The sequence below is a fragment of the Methylobacterium goesingense genome (assembly GCF_022179225.1).
Lineage (GTDB): Bacteria > Pseudomonadota > Alphaproteobacteria > Rhizobiales > Beijerinckiaceae > Methylobacterium > Methylobacterium goesingense.
Genome location: NZ_BPQL01000082.1, coordinates 1 through 16921, shown reverse-complemented (window position 1 = coordinate 16921; position 16921 = coordinate 1). Strand labels below are relative to the sequence as shown.

The following is a 16921-nucleotide window of genomic DNA, read 5'->3' as shown; positions in this document are numbered from 1 at the left end:
ATGTCCCAGAACGTCTCATCCCTTCTCTACATCGTCTCCGGCGTCCTGTTCATCATGGCGCTGCGAGGCCTCTCGCACCCGACCACGTCACGGCAGGGAAACCTGTACGGCATGATCGGCATGGGGCTGGCCATGCTCACCACCCTGGTCGGGCATCCCCCGGCCGGGCTGGGCGCCTGGCTGCTGGTAATCCTCGGCCTCGCCATCGGCGGCGGTGCCGGCGCGGTCATCGCCAAGCGCGTGCCCATGACGGCGATGCCTCAGCTGGTCGCAGCCTTCCACTCCCTCGTCGGCCTCGCGGCCGTGATGGGCGCGGCGGCGACGCTCTACGCACCGCAGGCGGTGGGCATCCTCGAGAACGGCCATATCCACAAGGAGTCGCTGTTCGAGATGGCCCTCGGCGTCGCCATCGGCGCCATCACCTTCACGGGTTCGGTCATCGCCTTCCTGAAGCTCGACGGGCGCATGTCCGGCAAGCCGATCATGCTGCCGCAGCGCCACGTCATCAACATCGTCCTCGGCGTGCTGCTGGTGGTGCTGATCGCGGTGTTCATCGGCAACGAGAGCAAGTTCGTCTTCTGGGTGATCGTGCTGCTGTCCTTCATCCTGGGCGGCCTGCTCATCATCCCGATCGGCGGCGCCGACATGCCCGTCGTCGTCTCGATGCTGAACTCCTACTCGGGTTGGGCGGCGGCCGGCATCGGCTTCACCCTCGGCAACCTCGCGCTCATCATCACGGGTGCGCTGGTCGGCTCCTCGGGTGCGATCCTGTCGTACATCATGTGTAAGGCGATGAACCGCTCGTTCATCTCCGTCATCCTCGGCGGCTTCGGCGGTGACGCCGCGGCGGCCGGCGCAGGCGGCGCGGTGGAGACCCGTCCCGTCAAGCAGGGCTCTGCGGACGACGCGGCCTACATCATGAAGAACGCCGAGCGCGTCATCATCGTGCCCGGCTACGGCATGGCGGTGGCCCAGGCCCAGCACAGCCTTCGCGAGATGGTCGACCTGCTCAAGAAGGAAGGCGTGGAGGTGAAGTACGCCATCCACCCCGTCGCGGGCCGCATGCCCGGCCACATGAACGTGCTGCTGGCCGAAGCCAACGTGCCCTACGACGAGGTGCACGAGTTGGAGGACATCAACGGCGACTTCCCGCAGGCCGACGTGGCTTTCGTGATCGGCGCAAACGACGTCACCAACCCGGCCGCAAAGACCGACAAGACCTCGCCGATCTACGGCATGCCGATCCTCGACGTGGAGAAGGCCAAGACCGTGCTCTTCATCAAGCGCGGCATGGGCTCCGGCTATGCCGGCGTCGAGAACGAGGTCTTCTTCCGCGACAACACCATGATGCTCTTCGGCGACGCCAAGAAGGTCGTCGACAGCATCGTCAAGAACCTCTGAGCGGATCCCGTCCGCGCGGACGCCGCGGGGTCGACCCGCGGCAGGGCAGGGGGGCCGGCGTGCAAACGCCGGCCCCTTTGTCGTTCGGCCCGGGCGTTTGGGGTGCAGCGCTGAGCCGGACATGCGGCTATGATCCGCGCCGTGTCAGCCGCTCATGCCCTCGACGCGCCGCGCGCGTTCCTCGATGTTTCCCGATCCGTGCTCGGACGGCCCTGGCGCGACCGCTGCGCCGATCCTGCACTCCAGGCCTATGCGGCCACGATGGTCCAGGCCTACGGCCTGCCGGAGCTTCTGGCCCGCGTGCTCGCCGGGCGCGGCATCCGCCCGGGCGAGGCGGAGGCCCATCTCCAGCCGCGCCTGCGCGACCTGATGCCGGACCCCGATAGCCTCGTGGACATGGAGGCCGCCGTCGATCGCCTCGCCCGCGCCGTCGCAAATCGGGAGTGCGTGGCGGTGTTCGGCGACTACGACGTCGACGGGGCCGCGAGCGCCGCCCTGCTCGCCGCGTACCTGCGCGGGCTCGGCCTCGAGGTCCGCATCCACATTCCCGACCGGATCACGGAGGGCTACGGGCCCAATATCGCCGCGGTGACCGCCCTGCACGCAGCTGGCGCCACCCTCCTCGTCGCGGTGGATTGTGGCACCAGCGGGCATGCGCCCTTCGCGGCAGCGAGCACGCTCGGCCTCGATGTCGTCGTGCTCGACCATCACGGCGCCCCGGAGCACCTGCCGGCCGTCCGCGCCCTCGTGAACCCCAACCGCCTCGACGACCTTTCCGGCCTCGGCCACCTCTGCGCGGCCGGGGTGGTGTTCCTGACCCTCGTCGCCCTCAACCGGCGCCTGCGCCGGGACAGCGTCGCTGCGGACCGGCTCCCGGATCTCACGGAGGGCCTGGACCTCGTGGCCCTCGCCACCGTGGCGGACGTCGTGCCCCTCCAGGGGCTCAACCGCGCCTTCGTGATCCAGGGTCTGAAGGTCATGCGCGGGCGCGGCCGCATCGGTCTGGCCGCCCTCCTCGACGCGGCCTCCCTGAGCGAGCCGCCGGAAGCCTGGCATCTCGGATACCTCGTGGGTCCGCGCATCAACGCGGGTGGACGCATCGGCGATGCGGGGCTCGGAGCGCGCCTCCTGACGACCGGCGATGCCGCCGAGGCCGCCCGGATCGCCGCCGAGTTGGATCGGCTCAACCGCGAGCGCCAGGCGATCGAGGCGCAGGCGGTCGCCGATGCCGAAGCCGAGATGGACCACGCGCTCAGTCTCGATCCGGATCGGCCGGTCCTCGTCGCCGCATCGGCGGACTGGCATCCGGGCGTCGTCGGTCTGATCGCCGCGCGGCTGAAGGAGCGCTTCGGACGCCCCGCCTTCGCCTTCGCCCTGCGCCCGGACGGCAGCGCCACCGGCTCCGGTCGCTCCATCCCCGGTGCCGACCTCGGCCAAGCGGTGCGGGCGGCGGTGGAGGCCGGTCTGGCCCTCAAGGGCGGCGGCCACGCCATGGCAGCAGGCGTCACCCTGCCGGGGTTCGACGTGGCACCCTTCCGCGAGCACCTCGGTGCCGCCCTGGCCCGAACCGTGGCGGAGGCCCGCGCCGTGGAGGCGCTCCTCGTGGACGGGACACTCAGCGCCGGGGGCGCGACCGCCGAGATGGTCCGCACCATCCACCGGGCCGGCCCCTTCGGATCCGCCGCCCCCGAACCGACCTTCGTCCTACCCCGCCACCGCATCGTCGATGCCGGCATCGTCGGCCACGGTCATGTGCGCGCCCGCCTACGCAGCCGCGACGGCCAGGCCATCGGAGCGATCGCGTTTCGCGCGGCGCATGGCCCCCTGGGCCAGGCGATCCTGTCTGGAATCGGCCGCGAGGTCCACGTCGCCGGCACCCTCGCGGTCGATACCTGGCGGGGGGCCGAGCGCGCCCAGATGCGGATCTGCGATCTCGCGCATTTCGATTGAGCGATGCGGTTGACTCGCGCCCGACCCGTCATCATAAGGACGGCGCACCGCCGAGAGGCGGCCGGTTTGGGGGAATGTCCCGAGCGGCAAAGGGGGCGGACTGTAAATCCGCTGCGTAAGCTTCGTAGGTTCGAGTCCTACTTCCCCCACCAAACTCATCTAGATGTCGAGCCTCGTGCCGAGGTCTCTTACATCGGCGACCAGATGCTCGGTCATCGATGCGGGTGTAGCTCAATGGTAGAGCAGCAGCCTTCCAAGCTGAATACCCGGGTTCGATTCCCGGTACCCGCTCCACTCCATTCTTCATCCGTTGCAGCGACTGAGCCGCCAAGGCTGGTATCGCGTCTGTCTCTTGATGCCAGCTTGATACAATGACCTGACCGGGCGGCTTTGGACCGAGCTGATCGAGAGGATCAGCCGGGACCGAACGAGCGGGACATGAAGCGAGGTCAGAAAACGGGTGTCGAGTAGGTGGCGCTGAAGCCGCGCTAGATCGATGTTCAGACGGCACAGGGCAAGAGTTTGGCGTTGGCTTGCAAGGGGACCGAGATCTCCGAGTAGAGCGACTGTCGCTGGTGCAACGAGTACAGCAGTTGCAGTTCGACCAAGCCCGTCGGATGAAAGATCCAGAGCGCGAGAACGCGCGATCGTGTCGGCTCGTGGCTGACTTGTCCCTGGAGAAGCAGGTGCTTGCGGACGTCGCCGCGGGAACCGAAGGTTAGCGTCAGCAGAACTCATAGCCCTGAAGCGACGCCGGCAGGCCTTCGCCGGCAATCGTGAGAAGTATGGTCTCTCAGAGCGCCATGCCTGCCGGATTGTTGGCCTGCACCGGGGTACGCAACGCTGCGCGTCCACCGTACGGCCGACGAGGATGCGTTGACCCGCGCCATCACTGCCATTGCGTCCAAGTACGGACGCTATGGCTACCGCCGCGGTGCGACGGCTCGTGCGTACGGCTACGGCCTCTCCATCGCAATCACGTCTGGAGCTTGGACTTTGTACAGGGCCGGACTCATGACAGGCGAAGCCTGCGCATCCTAACCCTCATCGACGAGCACAGTCGCGCCTGCCTGCCGCTAAAGGTCGCGAGTCGCATCAACAGGCTGGATGCGATCGAGGCGCTGGCAGATGCGATGTGCCTCCATGGCATCCCCGACAACATCCGCTGTGACAACGTCCTACGTAGCGAGGAAGGACGACTGCCTAAGCCAAGAAATCTTCTACTCGCTCAAGGAGACGCAGACCCTGATTGGGATTTGGCAGAGCACCTACAACCGCGTTCGGCAGCATTCGTTGTTGGGCCACCGCCCGCCCGCGCCTGTCACCGCCCCGGAACTCGCCTCCGGCTAGCCATGGCCGCCACGATGCAGTAGCCTCTCGATGGGCTCGGTCCAAAATATCGGTCAGGTTACTGGACGGATCGAGCATGTTGTGGCTGCGGACCACCTATCCGCCGATCAGCACCGTCGGCATGCCGGTGACGATAACGCCGCCATGGGCCGTTAGATCGCCGATGCGAGCAGCGGGCTGGCCGCCGATCAGCACGGTCGCTGATCCCTTCACGATCGAATCGACCGGCCCGACGCAGGTTGCCATGTCACCGACGCGCGCCGCCGGCATCTGCCCGATCAACACCGTGGGGCAGCCGACGACGATCGGTCCACCGACATGCGGTACCACCCCCGTCACCATCGGGCAGGTGTGCATGTCGCTGATCCGCGCCGCCGGAGTGCCCATTCCACGATCCTCTCACGACAGGACGACGCAACGTCCCTTAATCCGTGCCGGACGACGCCGTCGATCCGGCGGCCGCCGCTCAGATCGAGGAGGCGACGGCATCCAGCCCCATGGATTTGGCGAGCACCCGTATCCGCGCCTTCTGGTCCTCGCGCAGGACTCCGAGAAGCGGCCGGGCCGCCCAGTAGATCCGCATTGATAGACCGCTGCCAAAGGCATCCTCCGCTTTTTGCCCGGATTTGACCAGGGCCATCTGCTGGGCGCCGATTTCCTGGAGCAGGGCCTCCACGGGCGGCCAGTGCGGGGCCTGCTCGGGCGTCAGGCGCAGGGTGTTGCGAATGCGCCGGATCTCCTCCGGTGTCAGCACACCCGCGAGGCGCGGGTCTGGCCGTGGTCGCAGGACGGGCGCGTGGTTGAGCCGAGCCGGCGGTGGGCTGAGCGGCGCCTGGGCCGCCGGCGGATTCGGCTCTGGTTCGGCGCGGATCCTGGCCTTGCGCGGCGGCTCCGGCGGCGGAGACCGGGCTGGCGGCCCGTCTGCGCGATCGGGTGTAGATTCCTGCGGCAGCGGCGTCACGACGGGGTCAGGAAGGGCCGCGACGCGCGCCTTCGGCGGAGTCGCCGGGGTGGGTTCGGAAACGCGGGCGCCTCCGGGGCGCGGCTGCGTGCTTTCGATCAGCAGCGCCTCCTTCGGAGCGGCCGGTGCCATGGGCGTCGGCGCGAGACCACTGACGATCGCAAGCGCGCCGAGTCCCACCGCCGCCGAGAAGGCGGCGACCACTCCGACCGACTTGGCGATACCTATCCAGGGAACGGGACGCCGCATGTGAAATCTCCCGCCGGTACCCCGGCGCCGTCATCGAACCGGCTGGGTTCCCGAGCGCGTGGGGGCATTGGGTTCGCTCATGCCCTTGACGGCGCGATAGCGATCCAACCTGAGCGAGATCATGGTCTCGAACTTGCCGTGCACCTGCGCCACCGACAAGCCATTCGAGGCACCCTCGCCACCGGCACCGTAGAAGATCGTCTTGTTCGCGGCCGCAGGTTTCGGCAGCAGGTCCGCCGCCACGGTTTCGGGTTTGCGCGCCATCTGGCCGATGAAGCGCTCGGCGCCATCGGGGCCGAGGAAGTGAACGAGATAGACTTCGCCGCCCGTCAGGTTTCGTCCGATCCGCTGGGCGATCCGCAGGCTGTCGCGCTTCAGCATCTCGGCTGCCATCACCGCCGAGAGGTAGGCGTCGCGGCGCAGGTCGAGCACGGCGGTGCGCTCGGCGGGTGTAAGCTCGCGCTCGCGCATCAGGCGCGCCTGAGGCTCGAGCCCATGCTGCGCTCCGAACTCGCGCACCACCCCAAGCCAGGTCTTCTCGATGAACTGGAACAGGCCGGAGGCGGATGACGTCTGGGCCTGAACCTCCGTCTTGAAGCTCGATTCCTTGTCGGCGATCGCCATCAGCAGCACCGGGTCCATAGTGACCACCCGCGCCGCCCGCATGATCTTCTCGACGAGATGCCGGCGGATCTGCATCGGACCGAAACTCAGGAGCTCGTCGGGGTTGCGCGGGCCCTTGGCCTCCAACTCCCGCGCCAGCGACGTGTAGGCCGCGAGTTCTGGCCGGTCGCGGCCGCTCGCCCGCGCGGCGGCGGCATTGCCGTCGAGCAGGGACTTACCGAGGCCGCCCGAAAGCCGGACGGCTGGGATGGACACGGGCGCAGAGCCAGCGATCTCGCCGGCGAGTCCGGATGCCGGTGCGCCCCCCGGCCGGGCAGGGGCGATCCGGATGGTCGAGGCCAGGGAGGACGACGGGTCCGCGTCGACATCGGTGACGTCGTAAAGCTGTGCAGCGACGTCGGGGGTCACCAGGATGACCGGCCGGTCCTCGCCGAGCGACAGGATCACCGTTGCCTGCGCCAACTCCGTGTCAGGCTCGGGGGGGGCAGGCGCCATCAGCCATCCGACCACCGCCCCGACGAGCATGAAGCCCCCGATCGCAGCTGCCGCGAGGATGGGGGTCCGCTCGATCTCTGGGAGGACGACCATCGATCGCAGGGTTTGCCAGAGCGTTTCGCGATCCGCGGTTCGTGCCGGAAGGCGTTGGGTCCGCTCCGGCGCTGCTGTCGATCGCCCGGCCACGAAGTCCGCGATGCCGGCGGCCAGCGCGGCGTCCGCTGGCGCAGCATCCTGTCCGATCAGTTGCGCCGTTCCGGCGCGTAATCCTGCGATGCTCGCGCGATCGATGCCGAGGCTGCGGCGCAGGCCTCGCGCGCTCAAGGTCGGGTCGGCGTGCAGGGCGTGGACGGCCCGGAACCAGAGATCCAGGGTCGGGAGCGGCTTGGCGAAGGGCGTTCCCTGGCACGGGAAGACCTTCATTCCACAGGCACGACAGGAGAACGCCCGGTTCCGCGTCTCACGCCGGTAGCCGGCGGCCTCGCCACAGGCGCGGCAGGGCGCATCCCCGAACCGCAGGCGCACAAGGGCGTCGAGGCATTCCTCCTCCGAGAGCGGTTCGGTCGGGACCGGCGTCGCCATCCCTCACCCTCCCACCTTGAGAAACCGGACAGTGACGCCAACGGGCGAGCCCGGCTGCGCGGCCTCGTCGGCGATCTGCCGGGCCACCGCGTCCGTGCGCAGGCCGCGCCGTTCGTTCAGGAACCCGAGGGCCGCGCGGCTCGTCACCGCGACGAGAAGCTGCGCCCGCGGCGGTTTTCCTTCCGGGATCTGCAGGCGCAACGCGAAGGTCGCCGCGCGTCCCTTGCGCGTCACGTGCGCCGCCAAGTTGTGGGTTCGGCCCTCGTCGTCCAGGAGCAGGAGGGCGACCTCGGCATCCTGTGGCAGGTCGATCGTGCCCTTCAGCTCGTCGCCGCTGCGCAGCAGATCGCGTTCAAGGTTGAGCTTCGGTGCTTGCGGCTGCTTCTGCAGCGCGAGTCCCGCGAGCAGATTGATCATCGGGCATTGCGGCGGATTGATCTGGCGCAGTTGGATCTTGGCATCGAAGCCGAACTTCGCGCGAAACGCCGCGTCGAAGGCGGCGAACGGCGGGGTGCTCGACCCGTATGCCTCGACCGCCGCCTCCCGCCCGCTGACCGTGAGCGGGTTCAGGTAGAAGCAGGAACCACCCCGATAGCCTCGGATGTAAGAGGCCACCTGCTCCATGCTGGAAGCGCCCTCCGGTGGTGCCAGCGGCGGCCCCTCCGGCGCCGTGACGGTCTCACCAGTTCCAGGTGGCGTTGTGGTGATCGTGGTTGGCGGCACCGGGGCCGGGGCCGAGGTCTGCGGACCCGGCACGGGCGTCGCGACGGGCGGACGGGTTGCGGGCGGCGGCACCGGTGGAGCGATCGAGGAAGCAGATTCCGGGGGCACCGGGGGTGGCGTGATCGACGGCAGGGTCGGCGCCTGTCGCGGAGGAGGGCCGCCCTCGGGCGCGGCGGCAGGCTGCCTGCCCGGCGACGGAGCCGGCGTCTCGTCGAGAGCGACCTCTGGCGCGAAGACCGGTTTGCTGCCTGTGCCGAGGCTGGAGAAGCCGTTGGTGTACCAGGCGGCGAGTGCGGCCAGCGTGAGCAGCAGGCCCAGAACCGCGAGGACGATCGGCAGAGAGGCCCGCCTGCGGCCGCCCGGTTTCGATGCGACTGATCGGGGCACAGCCTGTGTCCGCGCTGGTGGGACGGGTGGGACCCAGGCCGCCACGTCCGCCATGCTCTCGGGGCGTCGTGAGGGATCGGGATCGAGCATCGATTCGAGGAGCGGGCGCAGGCGCGGATCGACCCCGGACAGGTCGGGGACCGTCGAGCGCTTCACGATGACGTCCGCCGGACTACCGCCCATGTCGATCGCACGGCCGAGGCTTGCCTGGGCTAGGACGAGGCCGAGGCTGTAGATGTCGGAGCGCGGCGTGATCACGCCGCCCTGAAGCCCGAGCTGCTCGGGCGAGACGTGGCTGTACTTGCCCGCGAACCCGTCGCCGATCACGGTTTGCCCGCCCAAGGAGGACCGTGCGATTCCGAAATCGATGATCTTGGCGCGCGACGGGTCTCCGGCCGGCAGGATGACGTTGTCCGGCGAGACGTCGCGGTGGATGATCCCGGCGCAATGCGCCACGTGCAGCCCCGAGGCCAGGCGCCGGCGGAGCACGTCGAGCGCTTCGAACTCCATCGGCCCGCGCCCGAACAGCTCCGGCAGGGCGATGCCCTCGACGAATTCCATCGCCAGATAGGGAAGGTTCAGGGTTCGATCGATGGAGAAGACGAAGTAGCGGACGATGGCCTCGTGATGCAGGTTGTGGAGGGCCGAGGCCTCCTTCCGGAACAGCGCCAGGGCCGGGCCGCTCCCGGCGAATTCCGGGCGGATCGTCTTGATCGCGACCACGTCCCCCGTCTCGATCGCGTGTCCCCGGTAGATCTCGCCCATGCCGCCGACCGCGATGAGGCTGTCGATCTCGTAGAGTTCGTTGAGGCGGGTGCCGGCGGTGATGCGCGGGCGAGGATCGACGACGGTGACCTCGTTCATGGCTCGCCCCCGTCAGGGAGCATCGCCGGCAGAACGACCGTCTGGTCGGAGGTCGTGGTGATGGTTCCCGAACGCATGATCACCACGGTGACGTTGTCGCTGGCGCCCCGCTCCAGAGTCAGGGCGATGAGCGCGTCGCAGGCCCCCTGCGGCGCCAGCCGCTCGCCGATCGACCGGATCTCGGCGTCTTCCACGTGAGCCGTCAGGCCGTCGGTGCAGATGACGAAGGTGTCGCCGCTGACGAGGAGCCCGTGTTCCAGTTCCAGCTCCGGCTCCGGCCGCGCACCCAGCGCCCGCGTGATCACGTTGCGGCGCGGCCAGACCCGCGCCTCCTCCACCGTGAGGATTCCCTTCTCGACGAGGTCGCGCGCCTCAGTGTGGTCGCGGGACAGTTGGGTCAGCCCGCCGTCCCGCAGAAGGTAGATGCGACTGTCGCCGGACCAGACGCAGGCGAACCGATCGTCGAAGGTCAGCAGCACCGCGAGCGTCGAACCGACGACGCCGCCGCGGGTGCGGCCCGCGGCGCAGAGCTTCGCGTTGGCCCTCAGGACGCGGTCCTCGAGGCGCGCCAGCAGGTCGGGGGCCGACACGGCGGCGCCGATCGAGCCCAAGGCCTCGACCACGATCGCGCTGGCCAGCGCGCCTTCCTCATGCCCACCCATGCCGTCCGCCACCGCGAAGACACCAAATTCCGGTGCCACGAAGTAGCGATCCTCGTTCTCGCGCCTGACGCTGCCCATGTGCGTGCCGAAGCCGATCTCGACCTTGGCGGTGTTGCGCTTGCCGGCGTCGATCGGGAGCATCACGGCATCTCCCCCGTGAACCGACCGCTGAGCATTCCGGCGAACAGCTCTGCAGACGGCATGCCGAGGTTAGCGGCGACCCGTGGCGCGAAGCCGTCGCCGCCCGTCGTCCACCAGTAGGACATCCCGGAATGCACGCGGCACCGGTCGATGGTGCGAAGTTCCGCCAGGACACGGGGGAAAGCACCGATATCGGCGGCCGATACCAGCGTGCCGTCGCGTGCCCGAACGGCGCCGACCTGCGCGGGGTCGGTCTCGGTCAGGTCCGGCGCCGGAAGCCGGTCGGCCGCTTCCGCCACATCCTCGAAGCGCGCGTCGTGCGCGAGGGCGGACAGGAGCACCGCCTCGGCCTGGGAAAACCACGCGGCGCGATCGTCGTATTCAGGAGGAGCGAGGGGATCGCCGGCTTCGGACCGGTGGAACAGGGTGAGGGGAAAGTAGCGGCCGATACCATCCACCGAAGGCATGAAGGCACCCAGGACCGGCTCGCCGCAGATCCGTTCGCCGAGCCAGAAACGCCAGATCGGCGCGGTCAGGAAGGCATCCTGCCACGCGTTGCCGAGGGCGAGCCGGCTCGCGGAGAGGCCGGCCTGCATCCAATGCTCCCAGGTTTTCAGAAACCCGCGCGACGTGCCGACCGCGATGAAGTCGCGCTTGGCCGGCAGCTTGCCGTAGAGTCCTGAAGGCACGGCGTCAGTTCCCATTCGGACAGCGGAACTCGCGGAGCGCAGCCAGCGCGAGCGGATTCTGGGCGGTTGCGGCGGTGAAGCGATACGAGAGCTCGCGGCCGCCAGCGGTGAGCGTGACGATCACTGCGTCGCCCTGCTTCAGGACGGAGCCGGAATCGAGGAGCCGGAACAGCGACCAGGTCCCGGTCCTCTCGGCGAGCACCGTGGCGGGCGTTGCGCCCCCGAAGAAGCCGCCGGGCGAGCCTTCGATCACCAGGGCAGTGCGCGCCGGACTTGCTGGGCCGGGCCACTGCACGGTGGATGGCGTGTTCACCCCCTGCTGCGTGACCACGACGCTCCCGTTCGCGTCGAGGCGGGCCTTGGCTGCGTCGCCCGACAGGGTCAGGGGCGTCACCGCGAAGGTCACCTGGGGCATGTTCCCGCCCGTGGAAAAGAAGGCGTCGCGGATCTCCGCGGCTCGTTGGAATTCGCGCAGGACCGAGACGGACAGGGTCCGGGCGACCTGATCCTCCGGCCGCCAGGCCCATTGCGGGCGGGATCGGTCGGTTCGGGCGGCGAGATTCTGCGCGAAGAACTGGTCGAACACGCCATTTGGCGCGAAGAGCTTGGCGAAGTCCGCCGCCGGAATCTCGCGTTCGCTCGTGCGGATGAACGGGTAGCGGTTCGCCGCGATCTGCTGGCACTCGCGCACGACCTGATCGGTGAGCGCCTGGTTGATCTGGGCGACGGCGGCGGAGGTGGCGCTGCCCTCGAATTCGTTGGCGACCTGACGCACCATGGGCTCGAACGGCGCGGGAAAGCGCGAGGCCAGGGCGCGCAGGGCGCGGGTCTGCGTCACCAGGCTGGCATTCGCTTGTTCCGCCTGATTGGGGTTCGTCGCCTCGATTGCGGCGTTCTTGATCTCGTTCAGGGTCTGGATCAGGCTGTCGATGGTACGACGGCCCGGCTCGCCCTCGAGCAGCAGGTGGAATGGGCGGAAGGCCGCCTCGATGTTCCCGCCCGGCGCCTCGTTCGCCGGCACCGCGAAGCGGTCGCCTGCGGTTGTGCCGGGCATCGCAAGGGTGCCGAGGGTCGAGGCTGCCGCACCCGCGCGGTTCTGCGCCTCCTGCACGAGGGCGCCCGCCGCGGCCGCCTTCAACTTGGCGATGCGCGGATCGGCTCCGTCGGCGCCGGTGACTTTCCCGGGCCGCTCGCGTGTGAGCCGCGTCTCATCGCGCAGGGATTCGAGAAGCTGGCGCAACGGCGAGGTTGGGGCCGCGATGGCCTGAAGCGCTACGTAGCGTGGCTTGTCGGCGGAGAGCGAGCGCAGCTTCAGCCGCGAAAGGGCCTGGGTCCAGGCCGGCTGAAAATCCCGCGCGTAGAGCTTCAGCAGGTCCGCGAACAGGGACCCGTACTGCGCCGTGTAGGATTGCTGACGGCCCGATTCGCCCAGAACCCAGCGGTCGCGCTCCGCAACCTCGGCCACATCCCCGAAGCGGTCGATAAAGGCCTGGAAGAAGCCGTCATAGGTGAAGAAGAACGGCACCCGCACGGTGTCCAGGCCTGCGCCGCCCGCCACCTCAAAGACGAGGCTCGCGTCCGGTCCGGCCGCGCGCAGCACGGTCCAATCCCTGGCGGTCGCGGCGCGTGACTGGGACTTCAGGAGTTCGTAGGCGCGCTCGGCGACGGAGAGGCGTGCAAGCGCCCTCTGGCTGTCCTCGACCAGGGCCTGATTGACCGTGACGAGGGGCGGGGTGCCGTCGTCGAGATCAAGCATGGCGGTGAGGTGATCTTCGAGCAGTTGCCGTCCCCGCGCGAAACCCGCGCCCGGGTAGAGGTTCTCGGCCCAGTCCCTGCGCATCCACGAAACGACGAGATCGCGGTCGAGGGGGGCATCGGGGCGGCCACCGAGCATCAGGTAAACCTTCAGCCCTTCGTAGATGAAGCTCGTATTGGCCCGGTTGGCTTCGAGTTGCTCCTCCAGCCGGAAGATCAGTCGCGGGCGAAACAGGCGTTCGAGTCCGGCGCGGTAGCTGGTCTCCGCCGCCGAGCCGAGGCGAGGCCGCTGGCTCAGGCCGAAGGTCGCGAGGATCGGCTCGGCCTCGTCACGCCCGGAATAGCCGGCCGGCATGTAGCGCAATGTGTTGAGGAGCGGCAGGACCTTGGAGAAATTCCGGTCCGAGACCGTGGGTTCACGCAGGATCTCGGTGGCCTCACCGCGATACTTGGCCAGCAGCGTGTTGCTCAGGTTCACAAGCTGCTCGTTGCGCAGGTAGCTCGTCCACCACAGCCCGACCAGCACCGCCGAGGCCAGCGCGAGGCCGCCGAAGGCGCCGAGCCGCAGGAGGTTGGCGCGCCGGATTGCCGCCTGGTTCGTTGTGACCCAGCCCGCCTCGCCGATCACCACACGGCGCAGCAGGTTGCCGAGAAAGAAGCTGCGGCCGCGCCCGGAATAGGCGGCGGCCTCGACCTCCTGCGCACCGAAACTGCGCGACATGGCACCGATGAGCTGATCGATCGGCGTGCCCTCCTGCGTGCCGGAGGTGAAATAGAAGCCCCGAAGGGTTGCGTTGAGGTGGAAGCGGCTCGGCTCGAACACGCGATTGAGGAAGTCGACCACCTTGGTGCGCGCCGCCGCCATCTGGCTGGGGAAACCGAACAGTACCACCCGGGAGGTCGGGGCCTGCTCGTCTTGGAGGCGATCCGGCAGCCAAGTGTTCAGGCGCTCCACCAAGGCATCGAACTCGGACGGGACCTCGCCGATCATGTTCCGGGTCTTGTCGTCGGTCTGGAAGGTGTGGCCCCACACCATCTGGCGGTCGGTGTCCGAGAGGTGCCCGAAGAATTCCATGAAGCCGGCCACGAGATCGGCCTTGGTGACGAGCGCGTAGACCGGGAAGTCCACCTTCAGCCGATCATGAAGCTCGATCAGGCGCTTTCGGATCGCGTCGGAATGCGCCTCGATCATCTCGGGCGTGCCGGTCAGCAGATCCTCCAGGCTGATCGCCACGATCACGCCGTTGATTGGCTGCTTGGGCCGGTTTACCCGCAGCAGGTCGAGGAACGACAGCCAGCTCGCCTTGTCGCCCTTCGGGTCGGAATCCTGCGTGGTGTAGCGGCCCGCCGTATCGATGAGGACGGCCTCCTCGGTGAACCACCAGTCGCAGTAGCGGGTGCCGCCGAGACCAGCCACGGCCGCCGGCGTACGGCCTCGACTCAAGGGGAACTTGAGCCCCGAATTGATCAGCGCAGTGGTCTTGCCTGCTCCTGGCGGTCCAATGATGACGTACCAGGGCAGGTCATAGAGCGCGTTGCCCTTGGCCCCGTGCGCCTTGCGCAGGGTTGCCAGTGCATCCGCCATGCCCTCCTTCAGGGTTTCGCGGTCGTCGGTCGCCTCGTCCGTCTCGCTCAGGCCCTCGCGCAGGGCACGGACAGCGCTCTGCCGGCGGTAGAGTTCCCAGCCGATCGCCCCGAGGGCCGCCAGGAGGACGACGGCGCTGATCGCGGCTCGGATCCAGACGGCCTCCAGGGGGCGCAGGTCCCCGATCGCAAGCAGCGGCCCGGCCCAGCAGACGAGTACAATCACCGCGATGGCGCCGAGGAATGTCACGCCGATGCGGAGCCAGATCCAGCGGCTCATCGGGCGGACCCGTTCGGCGATGGTGCGATGGCGGGCATCCTAGCGGCTCCGCGTCATGATGATCTCGACGCGCCGGTTGCGGGCGCGTCCCTCGGCGGTCTTGTTGGGGGCGATCGGCACGTCCGCGCCCTTGCCCTCGGCCTCGACGCGATCCGGTTTCGACAATCCCGCCTTCACGAGGCGCGTCACCGCCTTGGCGCGCTCCAGCGACAGCTGGAAATTGGAGGGGAATCGCACCGTCCGGATCGGGGAGCTGTCGGTGTGCCCGACGACGCGCACGGTACCGGGCTCCTTTTCCAGCAATGCGGCGACACGCTGGAGCATGGCCTGGAAGGCGGGCTTCACGGTCGCGTCGCCCGGTGCGAACAGCGCAGAGGCCAGCCGGATCACCACCTGGCCGCCGGTCTCCACCACGGTGAGGGATTGGTCGGCGATATCGGCCCGGAGGGCGGTCTGAAGCTGGCCCGTCTGGCTCGCGGGCGGCGGGGGCGGCGGAGGTGGGGGCGGCGGTGCGTGGATGCGCCGCTGGATGCCGATCTCGGTAGTCGGGTGGACGGTGACCAACGCCGCCGCCGCCGCATCGGCGCTACCCGAGAGGAGCATCCGCAGCAGAAGGTACAAGCCCAGCAGCAACGCACCGACGACGGCGCCGACGACCCAGAGCGGCAGCCGGTAGTGGAAGACTTCGGTGCCGATGGCCTGTCCCTGCCACCGGGGGGAGACTTCGCGCTCCGTCGGCCGCGTGCGGCGCAGGAGTTCGTAGAGGTTGCGCTGGATCTGCTGCAGCGTGGCGGCACCGCCCGCCGAGGTCCTGTGCACGCCCTGGAAGCCGATGGCGAGGCAGGCATGCAGCAGTTCGAGGAGATCGTAATTCCCGACCGGGTCGACCTTGGCGTTGTCCAGTTCCGTAAAGAATCGGACGCCGCCCGTCCGCTCGCCGAAGAATCGGCTGAGCATGCTGTGCTGCGTCCAGACGTGGCGCTCCTCCGCCGGGATGTTCTGGACGATGTCGTCGGCCGTGGCGCAGACGATGTACTTGGCGGAGCGCACCTGCTCGGGCGACACGCCGGCCATCCGGGTCTCGGCCTCGAAGGATTCGATACTCGCCGCGACCTGCTCCATGAGGTTGGCGAAGGAGGCGCGCGACAGCTGCACCCGCAGGCGACCGAGCAGCAGCAGCAGCGGCCCGGCCGCTTTGAGATAGGGATTGGAATTGGGTGCGACGACCACGTCGCGCTTCATCACCAGCGCCCGCTCGCGCTCGCCGGGGGGGGGACCAACGGGTCGAGGTGCGTGCCGCGCTCGGTCGAAGTCCGAGGTGGCCCAGTCGTCGGAATCAGGCGTCCCGGGATCGACGCGTCCCGGGTCCCGCGCCTGCGGGTCGGTGGGGCGAGGGCGGAGCGGACGGGCATCTGGCTCGGGCTGTGGCCGCAGCCGGCCACCCGGGTCCGGCAGGATGATCGTACGGTCGTTGCGGCCGAACGGATCGCTCATCGGGCCGGCTCCGCGGATGGCGTCTCAGGACGGCTCATCGGCGCCCCTCCTGCACGGCCCAGAGTTCAAGTTCGAGCTGCGGCCAATCACCGGCGAAGTGCATGCCGATGGAACTCGCCACACTGAACTCGGGCCAGAGCGGCGACTGGCGATCGAGCAGAAAGTAGACGTGATCGGTGATCGCCCGGATCTGCGGGGGCGGGGTCGGCAGGTGGACGAGCGTCACGCCGGGCAGGTGGGCGTGAACGATCTCGTTCATCTTCGTGTTCGGCCCGATCTTGAACAGGTTCGGGAACTGCGCCTGTATTTCGGTGAGGGGGCGCAGAGCCGCGACCTCCAGGACAAGGCTGGCGTTGCGGAACAGGTTGCGATCGCGGATCATCGACACGAAGGCGTTGGGCGCGCGCTCGATGATCTCGAGGCGGATCGCGCGGCGCCCGGTTTGCGCACTCAGGAAATCCTGGATGTCGCGCACCACGGGCGTGAAAACGGCCTCGAGATCGTCGTGGTCGTAGGCCGGATAGGTCCGGGCGCGCCGGTCCGCCGTGGTGAAGGTGGCCAGTTCGCCGGCGATCCGCAGAAATTCCTCGTACAGGCGTTCCGGATGGATGAAGCGCGACTGCCGAAAGTGGTGCAGCACAGGGATGTGCCGGTTCAGAAGCTGAAGGATGAAGTAATCGGCGCTCTGCAGCCCGCCGCCGGCAGTGGGATCGGCGGCGGGCTGCAGAGC

11 protein-coding genes, 2 tRNA genes and 1 pseudogene are annotated in these 16921 nt (G+C 68.7%); 5 read left to right on the top strand and 9 right to left on the bottom strand.

Translation table 11 applies throughout. The annotated features are described in order from the left end of the window. The 5 genes and pseudogenes from MFF30_RS15460 (at position 1) to MFF30_RS15440 (ending at position 4724) form a co-directional block, all read left to right on the top strand. Positions 1 to 1401 carry an NAD(P)(+) transhydrogenase (Re/Si-specific) subunit beta gene (locus MFF30_RS15460; protein ID WP_238280278.1) on the top strand — a complete coding sequence of 467 codons (1401 nt, stop codon included), beginning with the start codon at positions 1 to 3 and terminating at the stop codon, positions 1399 to 1401. 129 nt (positions 1402 to 1530) lie between these two features. After that, a complete protein-coding gene (recJ, locus tag MFF30_RS15455) occupies positions 1531 to 3351 on the top strand; it encodes a single-stranded-DNA-specific exonuclease RecJ (RefSeq protein ID WP_238280277.1) in 1821 nt (606 codons plus the stop codon). 68 nt (positions 3352 to 3419) lie between these two features. Next, a tRNA-Tyr gene (locus MFF30_RS15450) sits at positions 3420 to 3503 on the top strand. A 68-nt stretch (positions 3504 to 3571) separates the two neighbouring features. Continuing rightward, positions 3572 to 3645: transfer RNA gene (locus tag MFF30_RS15445), tRNA-Gly, on the top strand. A gap of 177 nt (positions 3646 to 3822) precedes the next feature. Further along, positions 3823 to 4724, top strand: a pseudogene (locus tag MFF30_RS15440) (DDE-type integrase/transposase/recombinase). 73 nt (positions 4725 to 4797) lie between these two features. Here the strand turns inward: MFF30_RS15440 and MFF30_RS15435 are convergent. The 9 genes from MFF30_RS15435 to tssK all read right to left on the bottom strand — a co-directional run. Then, positions 4798 to 5088, bottom strand: coding sequence for a PAAR domain-containing protein (locus tag MFF30_RS15435; protein ID WP_238280276.1), 291 nt, complete (start codon positions 5086 to 5088; stop codon positions 4798 to 4800). A 79-nt stretch (positions 5089 to 5167) separates the two neighbouring features. Beyond that, on the bottom strand, positions 5168 to 5911 hold the full coding sequence (locus tag MFF30_RS15430) for a hypothetical protein (RefSeq protein WP_238280293.1): 744 nt from the start codon (positions 5909 to 5911) through the stop codon (positions 5168 to 5170). Between the two features lie 30 nt (positions 5912 to 5941). Next, positions 5942 to 7612, bottom strand: coding sequence for a transposase (locus tag MFF30_RS26105; RefSeq protein ID WP_306424583.1), 1671 nt, complete (start codon positions 7610 to 7612; stop codon positions 5942 to 5944). Between the two features lie 3 nt (positions 7613 to 7615). After that, positions 7616 to 9586, bottom strand: a complete 1971-nt coding sequence (locus tag MFF30_RS15415; RefSeq protein WP_238280275.1) for a serine/threonine-protein kinase — start codon at positions 9584 to 9586, stop codon at positions 7616 to 7618. Then, entirely contained in the window at positions 9583 to 10389 is an 807-nt protein-coding gene (locus tag MFF30_RS15410) for a PP2C family protein-serine/threonine phosphatase (RefSeq protein ID WP_238280274.1), read from the bottom strand. The genes MFF30_RS15415 and MFF30_RS15410 overlap by 4 nt, the downstream gene beginning before the upstream one ends. Then, positions 10389 to 11078, bottom strand: coding sequence for a type VI secretion system-associated protein TagF (gene tagF / locus MFF30_RS15405; protein ID WP_238280273.1), 690 nt, complete (start codon positions 11076 to 11078; stop codon positions 10389 to 10391). The genes MFF30_RS15410 and tagF overlap by 1 nt, the downstream gene beginning before the upstream one ends. Before the next feature lie 4 nt (positions 11079 to 11082). Continuing rightward, positions 11083 to 14697 carry a type VI secretion system membrane subunit TssM gene (tssM, locus tag MFF30_RS15400; RefSeq protein ID WP_238280272.1) on the bottom strand — a complete coding sequence of 1205 codons (3615 nt, stop codon included), beginning with the start codon at positions 14695 to 14697 and terminating at the stop codon, positions 11083 to 11085. A gap of 39 nt (positions 14698 to 14736) precedes the next feature. Continuing rightward, a complete protein-coding gene (gene tssL, locus MFF30_RS15395; RefSeq protein ID WP_238280271.1) occupies positions 14737 to 16191 on the bottom strand; it encodes a type VI secretion system protein TssL, long form in 1455 nt (484 codons plus the stop codon). Positions 16192 to 16225: 34 nt separating this feature from the next. Continuing rightward, positions 16226 to 16921: type VI secretion system baseplate subunit TssK (gene tssK, locus MFF30_RS15390; protein ID WP_238280270.1), on the bottom strand; the 696-nt coding region annotated here is incomplete at its 5' end.

Bases quoted from the DNA above. Each gene is read 5' to 3' on its own strand.
- MFF30_RS26105 (WP_306424583.1), bottom strand. From the start codon at position 7,612: ATGGCGACGCCGGTCCCGACCGAACCGCTCTCGGAGGAGGAATGCCTC.
- MFF30_RS15460 (WP_238280278.1), top strand. From the start codon at position 1: ATGTCCCAGAACGTCTCATCCCTTCTCTACATCGTCTCCGGCGTCCTG.
- tssM (WP_238280272.1), bottom strand. From the start codon at position 14,697: ATGAGCCGCTGGATCTGGCTCCGCATCGGCGTGACATTCCTCGGCGCC.
- MFF30_RS15415 (WP_238280275.1), bottom strand. From the start codon at position 9,586: ATGAACGAGGTCACCGTCGTCGATCCTCGCCCGCGCATCACCGCCGGC.
- MFF30_RS15430 (WP_238280293.1), bottom strand. From the start codon at position 5,911: ATGCGGCGTCCCGTTCCCTGGATAGGTATCGCCAAGTCGGTCGGAGTG.
- MFF30_RS15435 (WP_238280276.1), bottom strand. From the start codon at position 5,088: ATGGGCACTCCGGCGGCGCGGATCAGCGACATGCACACCTGCCCGATG.
- MFF30_RS15410 (WP_238280274.1), bottom strand. From the start codon at position 10,389: ATGCTCCCGATCGACGCCGGCAAGCGCAACACCGCCAAGGTCGAGATC.
- recJ (WP_238280277.1), top strand. From the start codon at position 1,531: ATGATCCGCGCCGTGTCAGCCGCTCATGCCCTCGACGCGCCGCGCGCG.
- tssL (WP_238280271.1), bottom strand. From the start codon at position 16,191: ATGAGCGATCCGTTCGGCCGCAACGACCGTACGATCATCCTGCCGGAC.